Annotated in this window: 13 protein-coding genes; 9 read left to right on the forward strand and 4 right to left on the reverse strand. The window is 54.1% G+C overall.

Annotated features, from left to right (window positions below):
• Positions 1–281: 281 nt before the first annotated feature.
• The 3 genes from KGZ66_04005 to KGZ66_04015 all read left to right on the forward strand — a co-directional run bounded on the left by KGZ66_04005 (position 282) and on the right by KGZ66_04015 (position 2207).
• On the forward strand, positions 282–1427 hold the full coding sequence (locus KGZ66_04005; GenBank protein ID MBS3984755.1) for a hypothetical protein: 1146 nt from the start codon (positions 282–284) through the stop codon (positions 1425–1427).
• Positions 1428–1491: 64 nt separating this feature from the next.
• On the forward strand, positions 1492–1779 hold the full coding sequence (locus KGZ66_04010) for a type II toxin-antitoxin system Phd/YefM family antitoxin (protein ID MBS3984756.1): 288 nt from the start codon (positions 1492–1494) through the stop codon (positions 1777–1779).
• Positions 1776–2207, forward strand: coding sequence for a putative toxin-antitoxin system toxin component, PIN family (locus tag KGZ66_04015; protein ID MBS3984757.1), 432 nt, complete (start codon positions 1776–1778; stop codon positions 2205–2207). Before KGZ66_04010 ends, KGZ66_04015 begins: the two co-directional genes overlap by 4 nt.
• Here KGZ66_04015 and KGZ66_04020 read toward each other — a convergent pair.
• A complete protein-coding gene (locus KGZ66_04020) occupies positions 2165–2506 on the reverse strand; it encodes a hypothetical protein (protein MBS3984758.1) in 342 nt (113 codons plus the stop codon). The genes KGZ66_04015 and KGZ66_04020 overlap by 43 nt on opposite strands.
• Positions 2507–2713: 207 nt before the next feature.
• On the opposite strand from KGZ66_04020, the gene KGZ66_04025 reads away from it, so the two are divergent.
• Together KGZ66_04025 and KGZ66_04030 are read left to right on the forward strand one after the other, a co-directional pair.
• Positions 2714–3946: an MFS transporter gene (locus tag KGZ66_04025; protein ID MBS3984759.1), complete on the forward strand. Its 1233-nt coding sequence runs from the start codon at positions 2714–2716 to the stop codon at positions 3944–3946.
• A 65-nt stretch (positions 3947–4011) separates the two neighbouring features.
• Entirely contained in the window at positions 4012–5856 is a 1845-nt protein-coding gene (locus tag KGZ66_04030) for an ABC-F family ATP-binding cassette domain-containing protein (GenBank protein ID MBS3984760.1), read from the forward strand.
• Here KGZ66_04030 and KGZ66_04035 read toward each other — a convergent pair.
• The 3 genes from KGZ66_04035 to KGZ66_04045 all read right to left on the reverse strand — a co-directional run bounded on the left by KGZ66_04035 (position 5826) and on the right by KGZ66_04045 (position 9300).
• Complete coding sequence (locus tag KGZ66_04035) at positions 5826–7829, reverse strand: TRAP transporter permease (protein ID MBS3984761.1); 2004 nt, start codon at positions 7827–7829, stop codon at positions 5826–5828. The genes KGZ66_04030 and KGZ66_04035 overlap by 31 nt on opposite strands.
• Positions 7823–8152: a DUF1850 domain-containing protein gene (locus tag KGZ66_04040; protein MBS3984762.1), complete on the reverse strand. Its 330-nt coding sequence runs from the start codon at positions 8150–8152 to the stop codon at positions 7823–7825. Before KGZ66_04040 ends, KGZ66_04035 begins: the two co-directional genes overlap by 7 nt.
• A gap of 188 nt (positions 8153–8340) precedes the next feature.
• Positions 8341–9300 (reverse strand): TAXI family TRAP transporter solute-binding subunit, encoded by a 960-nt coding sequence (locus tag KGZ66_04045; GenBank protein MBS3984763.1) that lies wholly within the window; start codon positions 9298–9300, stop codon positions 8341–8343.
• Positions 9301–9473: 173 nt separating this feature from the next.
• Between KGZ66_04045 and KGZ66_04050 the strand changes: the two genes are divergently transcribed.
• The 4 genes from KGZ66_04050 (at position 9474) to KGZ66_04065 (ending at position 13781) form a co-directional block, all read left to right on the forward strand.
• Positions 9474–10217, forward strand: coding sequence for a phosphatase (locus KGZ66_04050; protein MBS3984764.1), 744 nt, complete (start codon positions 9474–9476; stop codon positions 10215–10217).
• Between the two features lie 14 nt (positions 10218–10231).
• The gene (gene rapZ, locus KGZ66_04055) at positions 10232–11101 is read left to right on the forward strand and encodes an RNase adapter RapZ (GenBank protein MBS3984765.1); all 870 of its coding nucleotides are present in this window, start codon (positions 10232–10234) and stop codon (positions 11099–11101) included.
• Between the two features lie 83 nt (positions 11102–11184).
• A complete protein-coding gene (locus KGZ66_04060; GenBank protein ID MBS3984766.1) occupies positions 11185–12381 on the forward strand; it encodes a YvcK family protein in 1197 nt (398 codons plus the stop codon).
• A gap of 20 nt (positions 12382–12401) precedes the next feature.
• Positions 12402–13781 carry a tryptophanase gene (locus tag KGZ66_04065; protein ID MBS3984767.1) on the forward strand — a complete coding sequence of 460 codons (1380 nt, stop codon included), beginning with the start codon at positions 12402–12404 and terminating at the stop codon, positions 13779–13781.
• Positions 13782–13787: the final 6 nt, after the last annotated feature.

Raw genomic sequence — 13787 nt, forward strand, 5'->3', positions numbered from 1 at the left:
TTATCCGTGGGTTGCGAAAAATGACAATGCGGTGCACGCTAGCGCTGGCCGTAATGCTGGCAATGGCCGTAGGACGAATAAGAGCAAATCAGCACGATAAAATGCGGAGCCTAGTGAAGGCAGCGTAGAGTTGCTGGTCTAATCGAATCAAAAACCTAGCATCAGCGCCAAGGGATGACTACGCCCTTATACAGGCCCAGATGTCATATTATGGATGTCTAGTGGCTAGCATGCCCGAAAAACCACGGCGTTGCCCCTGTTCCCTTTGTTGAACACAGCGGTTGGTTGAGAAAAAAGCTAGCAACGCAAAACGCTTTGAACAGGATTTACTTGCGCTTGAGCATGCTTTTAAGACGCTGCAAAAAGAAGGAAAACTTGACCCAGATTTCCCACGGCTTGTCATCATTGCCTCAAAATACTATAGATTGGATAACAGGTTTGGAACAGCCCCGGCAGAGCTTTCTTTCACTAATTCCGCAACTTTTGTTTCCAATCTCCCGGACTCGCCTCATTTTGCACCAAAGGAATTGGGTCCGGCTTATGTGATCAGGATAAGCACAGGACTTTTAAATTACCGGGATTTAGCTGCAATGCTGCCTCTTTTAGGCGGGTTGAATGACAGGAATCCAAAAATAACGATTAATAGTGAAGAGGAACTGGCTGTGTGGAAAAGACAGCCTGACTTTGAAAGGTTAACAAGTTTAATTAATGTTCCCGAAGAATTTGGTGCTGTTGCAGGCGGGTTGAGAATAGCCGCGTTGTGGAAAGCAGAAACAACGTTTTATTCGCTGACAGATGAGGAGGGCAACAAAATTCTTGACCTTTTTCCCGCAAATATCTACATGGGTAGGCCGGCATGGGTGCCCGTTGAACGTCCCGAACTCCACGACCGAGTTTTAGCATATGCGACTGATGAGCAAGTAATTATCCATGACATTGCTGGAGGCAATCGCTATCACCTAAACCTTGATTTTACTTTTAATAACCCCGAAATTCAGGGAGTATTTGATGCAATGCGAATGCGCGATGGTATACAAGTGAATTTTGCCGTAGATGCTGTGAGAAATAAGGTATATGTTTTGCCTTTTGGCACAATGGAATGGATGCCCGTTGTCTATGCGCTGGATTTGGATACAGGCGAATGGACAAGAGAATTGGAGGGCGATCTTCTCACTTATGAGGCGCGGGAAAACATCTACAATAACAGCTGGATTAGTTTTGTTTCCGCAGCGCCGGATAGAAAAACCGTCGGAAATGTTGACATTTTGACGGAAGAATGGACTGCAGGACAAAACTTCCCTCATAGGAAAAATGTTGTTGTCTGGCCATGGCTCGGCTTATTGATTATTTCCGGAGCAATGCTGATCTATTTTATAAACAAGCTAAGGAAAGTGCGGGCTTCGTCAAGCTCTACTTTGAGCGATTGACTGCAATTGACTATCCCGACACATATGCGTACACTATAGGTAGCACAATTGTGAGGTGGTCAAAGTGAAGCTTGTCTCTGTCCGTGAACTAAGGCAACACCTATCCGAAATCTGGGGTCTCCTGCGGGAAGAAGGGGATCTAGTCGTCACTTCCAATGGCACCCCTATTGCCTTACTCTCGGATATCAGTGGAGGCAATCTAGAGGAGTACTTGCGTCATATCCGCCGGATTCGTGCAACACTGGCGGTCAACTCCATGCAAACACGCTCGCACAAACTAGGCTTAGACCGCATGCCTGATGAAGAGATCGACGCCGAAGTAGAAGAGACTAGGCGGAATCGCCCGCGATGAACATTGTGCTTGATACCAACGTATTGGTGTCTGGGCTGCTCAAAGCATACAGCGACGCGGGCTCGATTGTAGGACTGGCAGTATCCGGTTCCCTGGCCGTTGTTTATGACTCCCGTATCTTAGCGGAGTATCGCGACGTGCTGAATCGACCGAAGTTCAGGTTTGAGCAGTTTGAGATTGAGGCGATCTTAGCTCAGATTGAAGCCGAAGGCATCCTAGTTATGCCTCAGCCCCTGCATTCAAAACTGCCTGACAGGCATGACGAGCCATTCTTGGAGGCAGCCCTTGCCGTCAATGATGCGGTCCTTATAACAGGCAATAAAAAAGACTTCCCGCTCCCTTCCGGAAGCGGGCTCTTAGTTCTCAACGCGGCCGAGTTTATTGCTCACTGGCGATCAAAAATCGACTGCAGTTCCGACAGCAAATAGTCTTTATTCTCTTGCTTCGCAATCGTCTCCGCAGCCGCAAGTGCCTCTTTAAGATGCACTTGCTTTTGCGTCTCATCACCTAACACTTGATAAGCCCTGGCCATGGCTTCATGCGCAAAAGCAAGATCGAAATCGCCGATGTTTTCGGACTCACACATGCTAAGGCAGTGTCTGGCATGATACAGTGCGCTTTCACCCATGCCTGCAAGCGCGTACGCTCGTGCTATCTGCCATTCACCCCTAAGGAAGTGTAGCGGCGTCCCCACTTCACCCCAGTGAAAGCGAGAAGCATGTGCCATGTGAATCATCTTAAGTGTATCGAGAGGGGTGCGGACGGTTTTGTCGATGTAGTTCCATGTTTCATTGAAGCACTGTACCGCTAAAAGCCACCGATGCTAATCTTTCATTACAGATTGGCATCACTGCGCCTATATTTGCTTGGCAGGGGGAGGTAATTTCGCTACACTAAGGAGGTTGAGACAGGCTAGCAAGGAGGGAGAAGAGACATGGGTGCGTTACTTGAATACATCGCGCGGATAAAAGCGTTCAGTCGCAACGCTAGGCTCTTTCTCTTGGCGGGACTGCTAGGGTCTCTTTACCAACAGGTGTACGGCGTATTGGGGAACTTGTTTTTGCTTGAGGCGGGGCTAAGCGCAGATTTCCTTGGGGTAATGCTAGCTGTGTCATCGTTAAGTAATGCCGTGTTTGCATTACCGGCAGGCATGTTAAGCGACCGCTTCGGCCGCAAGCGCCTGGTAGTAGCGGGAGCCCTGCTCGGGTTTGTTGGCCAGCTAATGCTCATAGCCAGGCCAAGTCCTAGTTTTGTTATCCTCTCGGCCTTAGTAGGAGGAGCGGGTGGCGCAGTGCTCATGGTCTCAACGTCGCCCTTTCTGGCGGAGAACAGCACAGGCGAAGAGCGCGCCCATCTCTTTAGTGTCAATGCCGCCACTTGGACGATTAGCGGAGTGTTAGGGAGCTTTCTTGGCGGCGCCATGCCCCTTATCTTCGGGCGCCTAGTGAGTAGCGCACCTGACTCGCTGCTCTCCTATCGCCTTACTTTGCTTAGCGCTCTGCTTTTGCTTGCGCTTTCTATCGTGCCGTACTGCATACTGCAGGAGAGGCGCCTGCCGCGAGCCGAGCGTCAAGCTAAGCCGATGCGACTCGTCCTGCCGTCAAAGGACTTGATGTATAGGATTCTTGTTCCTGAGGTGATTCTCGGGCTAGGCGCGGGCCTCATTATCCCTTTTCTAAATGTCTATTTTGTCCGCCATCTTGGGGCTTCGGCCGCCCAAGTGGGAACCATTTTTTCGGTTATGTCCTTGGCTACAACCGTTGCCATCCTTGGGGCGCCCCTGCTAGACCACAAGTATGGCACGGTAAGGACCGCTGTCTACACACGCATCCTTTCCGTGCCTTTGCTGCTTACTATCGCCCTTACGAACAGCCTGTGGGTGGGAGCTGTGGCGGCTTGGTTTCGTTCGGCGCTTATGAACGCGAGTATGCCGCTAGTCAGTAAGTTTAACATGGAAGTCTCATCACCTTCCGAGCGGGCCACCCTCAGCAGCCTCGTCGGCATGACCTGGACAATTGGCTGGGCCTTAGGTGCGCGCATTGGCGGACGCTGGATGGAAGTCTACAGCTACAACTTCCCTTACTTCTTTACTGCCGCGCTGTACGTCATCAGTGCCATAGTCTTTTATCATTTGTGTCATCCGCTCGAAGCGCGCAATCAGCAGTGAGTTGTGATCTGTGAGTTGTGATCTGTGAGTTGTGAGTTGTGAGCAGTGAACGGTAGGGTGATTTTATGTCTGTTCTCGTGGTCAAGGACGTCACTAAATACTACTTGGACAAACTTGTGCTCGACACGGTTAGCTTTGCCATTGGCGCAAAAGAAAAAGTAGCGCTTTTGGGCAGCAATGGGTGCGGCAAGACTACGCTCCTAAAAGTCATCAGCAAAAAGCTGCAGCCTGATGAGGGTGCTGTTGTGTTGCAGGGCGGGGCTAGGACACACTACCTCGCGCAAGACCCCAATCTGCCCTCGGGCAAGAGCCTAGAGGACGCCGTTACCGAGGTGTTTGCCGACCAGAAGCGGCTAGAGCAGGAAATAAGGGCGCTAGAAGTAGAGATGAGCGCCGCGAGCAATCTTGATAAGCTCATGCGCCGCTACGGGGAGTTGACAGCGCGTTTTGAGGCCCACGGAGGCTATGAGCTCGATTTTAGGGTTCGCTCCGTGTTGTTTGGGCTTGGCTTTAGCGAGCGCGACCTTGCGTTAAGCGTCGAGCTCTTGAGCGGAGGACAAAAAGTACGGGCTGCGCTGGCCAAGGCGCTGCTGGAAGAGCCAGAAGTCTTGTTGCTAGATGAACCGACCAATCATTTGGACTTAGCGGCGGTAGAATGGTTAGAGGGCTTTCTGCCTTCCTACAGCGGTGCCGTGCTGATAGTTAGCCACGACCGCCACTTCTTAGACCGAGTGGTGACGCGCTGCCTTGAGCTTGAAAACCATAGGCTGCAGGATTATCCCGGCAACTTCAGCAAATACCGCGCCCTGAAGGCAGTGAGTGCTTCGCTGCAGGTCGGCATTTACGAGCGTGAGCAGGCAGAAATGCGCCGCCTCAAGGCACTGGTTAACCGTTTTCGCGCCGGCACACGCGCCACCATTGCTAAGAGCTGGGAAAAGAAGCTGGAGCGCATGAGCCATCGTGCCGTAGCAAAACCACTAGGTAAGGCGACTCTTAAGCTCAACATAAAGGAGCACGCTCGGAGCGGGCGTGATGTCTTAGAGCTCGCTGATTTTCAGGTCGGCTACAGCGGCGAGATGTTGTTCGCGCCGTTCTCGGCAGAGGTGCGCCGCGGTGAACGCATCGCGCTCTTGGGACCTAACGGCAGCGGTAAGACATCGCTGCTTAAGGCGCTAATAGGAGACATACCCTATCGCGGCAGGCTTCGTTTTGGGGCAGGCGTAAGTGTAGGCTACTTTGACCAGGAGCTTAAGCTCACGAATCCCCACCATACCGTGCTCGAGGAAATAATCCTAAGTTTCCCCCACCTATCAGAGTGGGCAGCACGCGACTATCTGGCGGGTTTTCTCTTCCGAGGTGATATGGTGTTTCAAGGGGTCGCTACACTTTCGGGGGGCGAGCGTAACCGCTTGAGTCTAGCTAAACTCATGCTTACGCCGCACAACGTGTTGGTGCTTGACGAACCCACTAACCATCTCGATATCGAGAGCAGGGAAATGCTTGAGCTCGCCTTGTTAGGCTACACAGGAGTCGTTTTCTTTGTCTCCCATGACAGGTACTTTCTTGGCAAAGTGGCGACACGGGTATGGCAGTTTGTCGACCGGAGAATCGCCGACCATCGGCAAAACTACAGCGATTGGCGGCAGAGCTTGCTCGCGCAGAAGGCACGGGTTAATGTTCCTGCGCGCAACGAAAAGGCCGCTCTGGATAAGCACAAGCAAACCAACATCGCGGCCTTAGAAAACGAAATAGGGCGGCTAGAGCAGGAAAAGGTCGCGCAGGAGGACCGTATGGCCAGAAGCGATTTTCTGCGACAAAAGGACGGCGGCCGCGAAACCATTGCTCGCTACATGTGGGTCTGCTCGCGGCTCAAAGAGCTCTACGCTTTGTGGGAGCGCGAGGCCGAATAGGCTCCCTCGTTCTTCGCTCTCCTCTTCTGCGCAAAGTACACCGCGCCAAGCGCTACTAGGCCAAAGGTATCCGTCAAAAGGCCTGGTACGATTAGGCCCAGCGCTGCGCTAAAGAGGAGTGCGCGCTCCCACAAGCGAGCCGGGCCGACAAAGTAGGCTTGCACGGCTGCGGCAAGAGCGATAATGCCCATAAGTGCTGTCGCGATGTGGTGCAGCGCTTGGAGCCAAGTCACATCGACAAGCAGCAGCCCAGGCGAGATGGCAAAGATATAAGGGATAAGAAACGCAGCCAAGGCAAGTTTTGCGGCTGTAAGTCCAGTTTTCATGGCATTGCCCCCGGCAATGCCCGCGCCTGCATACGCAGCTAGGGCTACCGGCGGGGTAATGTCGGCGATAATGCCAAAGTAGAAGATAAAGAGATGGGCGGCGATAAGCGGTATTCCTAGTCGTACTAGGGCAGGCGCTGCCATTGTGGCCAGCACAATATACTTCGCCGTTGTCGGGAGGCCCATGCCCAGGATAATCGATGCGACCATAGTCAGGAACAACGTCAGCAAGAGGTTCCCACCGGCTACCTGCAGCACGAGGTGAGCAAACTTTAGTCCAAGCCCGGTAAGCGTCACTACCCCGACCACAATGCCGGCACAAGCGCAGGCGGCGGCTACCCCAATAGCACTGCGCGCGCCGTTTTCAAAGGCCTTAGGAATCCCAAGCAGAAGTTCTTTGGCCGCCTTAGAATCGCGCTTTAACACAAAGCCTAAGAGCGCTACCACCACGGCGATGTTAATGCTCTGGAATGCCGCCCAAAAAGGCGAACGACCCGCCATTAGGAAGTACACGATCGTGAAGAGAGGTATCAGTAGGTGCCATCCTTCCCTTAAGGTTTGGCGAGCGCTTGGTAGCATGGACTTTGGTAAGCCTTTAAGTCCAGTCTTGACGGCCTCCAAATGTACCATTGTCCCTACCCCAAGGAAGTAGAGGATAGCTGGGATAGCCGCGGCCTTTACGATGTCAATATAGGCAAGGCCTGTCATCTCTGCCATAATAAAGGCCGCGGCTCCCATCACTGGGGGCATAATCTGCCCGCCGGTCGAAGCTGCTGCCTCCACAGCCCCGGCGAATTCGGGCCTATAGCCTACTTTTTTCATGGCGGGGATGGTAAAGGCGCCGGTAGTTACCGTGTTGGCCACCGAGGAACCCGAGATTGAGCCCATTAAGCCTGATGCTAGAACTGCGGACTTTGCGGGGCCGCCGCGCATATGTCCGGTGGCAGCGAACGCTAAGTCAATAAAGAAACGGCCTACGCCAGTCTTCTCTAAAAATGCCCCATAGAGAATAAAAAGAAAAACAAAAGTTGAGCTTACCCCCAGCGGGATGCCAAAAACGCCCTCTGTGGTAAAGAAGAGGTGGTCAACTATGCTCCGAATTGTGTAGCCGCGATGCACCAAGGGGCCCGGAAAGTATCTACCAAAGTAGGCGTAAAGGATAAACACCAATGCTACTAACGGCAACTCCGGTCCAACCGCGCGACGAGCAATTTCCAGGACTAACAAAATGCCCACGATGCCGACATAGACATCGAGCGCAGTCGGTAATCCGGCGCGAAAAATCAGAGCCTCGTAGTTTACTAGCAAATACATACAGACACCGACTCCGAGAAGAGCTAAGACCACGTCGTACCACGGGAGTTTGTGCTTGCTTAGCTTTTTTGTGGCAGGCCATAGCAAAAACGCTAGAACCATAGCAAACATTAGGTGAACTGCGCGCTGCTGCATCGCCACCAATACACCCATGGCGGCAGTGTAGTAGTGAAACAAAGACATGGTGATAGCTATGGCTGAAATCGCTATGCCTACCCAACCAGCAATCTTACGGAATTGTGAGTCTGGGTCGTATTTTTCAAGCGTGGCCTGCACGTCGATCGGTTCGAGGTGCGCCGCTACGCTTGGCTTACGCTCTTCGCTGCTCACGATAACACTCTCCTTAATCGCAGCCAGACGACGGGCCGCGTGGCAAGGTATATGTCTACGGTAGTTCCGGATGGGTATTGCCCTAATTCGACACGGTCGTTGCCCAGTAGGATAGCTTGAGAAGCCTCCGGTGAGACGACTAGGCTTAGCGCGGGTAAGGCAACATCATGGGGGACAAAAAACCAGCCGTCTTCCACGCGAAATCCGGGTGCGTTGTCTGTGGGCATACCGGCATTGTAGGACTTCATTCTGGTGCCGACTAGCCGTAGACCTTCCTCTTCAACTGACAGATACTCGAAAATTGGTGTGCGTTCTACTGAGTGCATGAAATAACTGGTTACTGTGTCTCCTACCGCCACCTCAAACGTATGTGCGGAATGTCCAGCTGCCTGTATGACTAATACGCGGGAAGTGGGGAAGAAAGAGGATACAAGTATAGCCAAGGCGAACAAACTACCGAGCAGGGCTATAAACGAAGGGGCACCGCGCTGCGGTGCCCCACGATAAGGGGCCACTAGCGCCGTTCCCTAAAGAATCTCGCTGCGCCAGGGTGAAGCGGAATTGGCATTGCTTCCTGCGCCGTAGCGAGGGAGAGATCTCTGCCGCGCACGTGGGCGGCGCCGAAGTCATCTAGGTGCTTGAACAAGGCTCTAGTGATGTCATAGACCAGTCGATCAGAGAGGCTGCCCTTGACAGCAATCATGGCCCGCACAGCTACGGTTTCCACCGGCTCCGTTATGCCGCGATACGTTGCGGCCGCGATAGTGTGGCGGGTGTAGAATGGGTGAGTGGTGCGTAGCGCGTCTACTTCCGGTCCGGTAATCGGGACCAGCGCGATGGCGATGCTGTTGGCTAACTCCGTTACCGCAGCTGTAGGAGTTCCCGCAGTAACAAATGCGGCATCTAGGTGTCCGTCCCTGATTTGCGCCGTGGCGTCACCAAAGGGCAGGTACTCTACTTTGGCTAGTGCCGTGTACTGTACGCCGAAAGCTGAGAGAATTTGGCGAGCATTGGCTTCTGTTCCGGATCCTGCAGCGCCTACCGCTACGCGGCGTCCGACTAGGTCACGCACCGATCGAATGCCCGATGCCTGTGTAACAATCAGTTGGATTACCTCTGGATAGAGGGTGGCGATGCCGCGGATTTGGTCGTTCTTGCGATCTCTAAACATCTCTAGCCCATGGAATGAATAATAAGCAATGTCATTTTGCAGGAAGGCAATCTCCACACCATCGGCCCCTGCTGTAGCAAGGAGATTGGCGTTTGCTACCGAAGCGCCGGTAACTCGGGCCGAAGCTTCCATATTGCGGATATCCTTGTTAAGGATCTGAGCGAGTGCCCCGCCGAGCGGGAAGTAGACCCCACCCGTACCCCCGGTAGCGATACTAAGGAACTGCTTCTGCGGTGTGCAACCGGTGATGACGGCGGCTAGAGCAACGATGAGAACTAGGGTGACGATAAGTACACGTTTCATTTTTTCCCCTCCTGTTAGTTTGTACCTAAGCTTAAGCCGCACCCTACAGAATCCTACAGAAAACTACAGAAAAATACTTGCACAGTTCAGAAGATTGCTTAGAATTGGACGACTGCAGAGCGTGGCTAAATCAGGTATAATGAACGGGACAAGCCTTTATGGGGGTGCGCTTTTTGGTCAAAGCCGACACACACGTGCATACTATCGCCAGCGGTCACGCTTACGGAACAGTACAAGAGATGGCCGTCGCCGCGCGCGAGAAAGGATTGGAGCTAATTGCGCTTTGTGACCACGGGCCGAGCCTGCCTGGTGCTCCGCACCGCTACTACTTCAGCAACTTGCTCGTACTGCCGCACTTTATCGCGGGGGTAGAGGTCTTGCGCGGCATCGAGGCAAATATGCTTAATGAGCGCGGCGAACTCGACCTGGAGCGGCGTTTTCTTGAGCGCCTAGACTGGGTCGCGGCCGGTTTTCACGACGACTGCGTCACGCCCATGTCGCGCGACCTTAACACCCAGGCCATTCTAGGCGCGATTAGCACCGGCCTCGTCGACGTCATTGTTCACCCGGGCAACCCGCAATTTCCTATTCACCACGAGGTGGTCGTGCGGGCGATTGCCGAGGCGGGCATCGCCATGGAAGTAAACAACGCCTCACTTATCTATCCGCATCGTCGCGGGAGCGACAAGAACTGCGTGGAGCTTATTAAGCTAGCCATTCTGTACGGGGCAAACATTGTCTTGGGCAGTGACGCACATTCGCCCTGGCAGATTGGCGAAGTCTCGCAAGCCTACGCCTTAGCCGCAAGCTGTGGCGTGCCGGCTGCGCAAATACTCAACCTTACCGCCAGCGGCGTGCGCGAGTATCTTAAAAAACGGGGCAAGCCGCGCTACATCGCTGATGCCCCCGTGGTTTGAGGCAGGTGATGCTTATGAAAGGCGCGGTCAAGTTCGTAATTATTACCGGGTTGTCGGGTGCGGGGAAGTCGCAAGCGATTAAAGTCTTTGAGGATGCCGACTACTTTTGTGTCGACAACCTTCCTCCGGCGCTTTTGCCGAAGTTCGCGGAACTCTGCGCCTCAGGCGGCACGATCAAGCGAGCCGCGCTCGTCATGGACATTCGCGGCGGGGAGTTCTTTAAATCGCTCTTTGATGCGCTTGCTTACCTTAGCTTCCACGAGTGGCCGCATGAGGTGTTGTTTTTGGAGGCGTCTGAAGAGGTCTTGGTGCGCAGGTTTAAGGAAACACGGCGCCGACATCCGCTTGCCGGCGAAGGCAGTATCCAGGATGGCATTAGGCGCGAAGTGGAGATGCTCGCGGAGATAAAGCGACGTGCCGATAAGATTATTAATACTTCCAGCCTCACCCCGGCGCAACTAAGGGAAGAGGTGCAGGCTCTCTTTCAACAAGGCGAATCAGGCGGGAAACTGCAGATTAGGTTGCTCTCGTTTGGCTTCAAGAAAGGGATTCCGCTCGACGCCGACTTTGTCTTTGACTGCCGTTTCTTGGCTAACCCCCACTACGTGCAGGAGCTAAAACCACTCACGGGGATAGACGCGCGGGTCAAGCAATTTGTGTTTGAGGACGAGGCCAGCCAGGATTATCTCGCCATGATGCAGGAGATGGTGGAGTTCGTAATCCCGCGCTGCATCAAGGAAGGGAAGACCCAGTTGGTGGTCGCTATCGGCTGCACCGGCGGCAGGCACCGTTCGGTAGCTATGGCCGAAGCGCTAAAGGAGAGACTCGTGCTTGCGCGCCACCGGGTGGCGATAGAGCACCGGCATATAAGCGAGGAGGTGTAGCCTTGCGCTGGCTCAAGTGGCTTTACCCGGGTCTGCGAGTTAAGCGCTACATCTTTTTGGCGACGTGCGGCGTCTGCCTAAGTATGGTGGGCTTAGGGCTCCTATGGGGACGTCGGCTGCTGGGCTTTATTGAGGAACAGCTGGTAGTATATCTGCAGGCCTCAGCCGGCACGACCGCTCTCTACGTGACAGGTATGCTACTAGTCATCAGTGGATTAGTACTGGTGGGCGTAGCGGTAAGAAGCGTCGTGCGCTCAATCCTCGAAATCATCACGCCCGAGCAAGAAGACAGGCTTGTCGATGTGCTGTTTAGGCGGCGGTTGCTTAAGAGCGGTCCGCGCATAGTGGCGATTGGCGGCGGCTCGGGCCTCTCGGTACTCTTGCGCGGGATAAAGAGCTACACCAGTAATATCACCGCGATTGTCACTGTTTCGGACGACGGCGGCAGCTCGGGACGCTTGCGCGGTGAGATGGGTATACTGCCGCCCGGCGATATCCGCAATTGCGTGTTGGCCTTAGCCGACACCGAGTCGCTGTTAGAAAGCCTCTTCCAGTATCGCTTTAAGAACGGCGAGCTGGACGGACATAGCTTTGGCAATCTGTTGATTGCCGCCATGACCTCGATTACGGGGGATTTTCAGCTAGCCGTCAAGGAGTTTAGCAAGGTTTTGGCTGTGCGGGGGCGGGTCTTGCCGGTGACAAATGCCGATGTGCGCCTGCGGGCCGAACTTGAAGATGGCACGGTCGTAGAGGGTGAGACCAACGTCAGCTTGTGCGGCGCTCAGGTACGCGCACTCAGCCTTATCCCGAGCGACGCCGAGGCACTGCCGGAGGTGCTTAAGGCCATTGACGAAGCAGATGCCATAGTGCTTGGCCCCGGGAGCTTGTACACCTCAGTCATCCCAAATTTGTTGGTGCGCGGCATGGGCGAAGCGCTGACGGCGGCTAAAGCTCCGAAAATCTACATCTGTAATGTTATGACGCAACCGGGGGAGACAGATGGCTTTACCGCCTCACAGCACGTCACGGCCATAGAACGTTTTTCGTCGCCCCGTCTAATTGACTGGATTGTAGTTAACAGCGCGAGAGTGCGCCCGCATTTAGTGTCCAAATATGCCGCGGCTAACTCCGCGCCGGTGGTATTAGATCTCCCGCGCCTAAGTCAACTCGGCCTGCGCATAGCCACAGGCGACCTACTACAGCAGGGAGATGTAGTGCGACACGACCCCGAGAAGCTAGCGCGTCGCCTCATGGAGTTAATTGCCTCTGCCAAGAAGTGAAATAAGCGAGGAGGGCCCACATGCCAAGAACAATTCCCACCGCCGAACCGTTTCGCATCAAAGTTGTCGAACCCGTAAAAATGACTACGCGCGAGGAACGCGCCGAGAAGATTGCCGCCGCCGGGTATAATCTCTTTGGCCTTAGGTCGACCGAGGTGTATATAGACCTGCTTACAGACAGCGGCACGTCGGCCATGAGCGACAATCAATGGGCGGGCATGATGCTCGGCGACGAGGCCTATGCCGGCAGCAAGAACTACTTTAATCTCGAGCGGGCGGTACAGGAGATTACCGGTTTAAAACATGTGCTGCCCACGCACCAAGGACGCGCCGCCGAGAACCTGCTGCTTTACGTGCTGCTTAAGGAAGGGCAGTTTGTACCCAACAACATGCACTTTGACACCACGAAAGCGCATGTTTTGCATAAGGGCGGAGTCCCAGTGGATTTGGTTACGCCGGAGGCCTACGACCCGACCTCGCAGTATCCCTTTAAGGGAGATATGGATGTCGCGAAGCTAGACGCTTTTCTGGCGGAACATGCCGCTAAAGTCCCCTTAGTTATGCTGACTGTCACCTGCAACAGCGGCGGCGGACAGCCCGTATCGCTAAAAAACATTCGCGCCGTCAGTGAGGTAGCGAGGAAACACGGCAAGCCTTTCTTTATTGACGCCTGTCGTTTCGCGGAAAACGCCTACTTTATTAAGCAGCGCGAGGCAGGGTATCAGAGCAAAACAATTGCCGAAATCGTAGCCGAAATGTTCTCGTATGCGGATGGTTGCACGATGAGCTCTAAGAAGGATGCCTTAGTAAATATTGGCGGTTTCCTGGCTGCGAACGACCACGCCTTGTATCAGGCGGCGAGTGGGCTGGCCGTTTTGTTTGAAGGCTTCCCGACTTATGGTGGGTTGGCCGGGCGCGATATGGAAGCGATGGCGAGGGGTTTACGTGAGGTCATCGAGGAAGACTATCTCGCTTACCGCGTGGGCCAAGTCAAGTACCTAGGGGATAAACTGCTTGAGTACGGCGTCCCGATTATTGAACCTATCGGCGGGCATGCAGTCTATCTTGACGCTAAGCGCTTCTTGCCGCATATCCCGCAGCAGCAGTTCCCGGCGCAAGCCTTAGGTGTCGAGCTGTACATCGAGGGGGGCGTGCGCGGCGTAGAGATAGGCACTAATTTGGCTGGGCGGAATCCTACGACCGGCGACCACGACTACCCTAAGCTCGAAATGCTCCGCCTGACCATCCCCCGCCGCGTTTACACCAACCGCCACATGGATGTAATTGCCGTGGCCTGTGCTAACGTCTACGAGCGCCGGGAGGAGATTCGTGGGTTGGAGTATACCTACGAGGCCCCGATTCTCAGACACTTTACGGCGAGGTTTAAGAGGCTCCCATAACCCGCG

It is taken from the genome of Selenomonadales bacterium (genome assembly GCA_018335585.1).
Taxonomy (GTDB): Bacteria; Bacillota; UBA994; order UBA994; family UBA994; genus UBA994.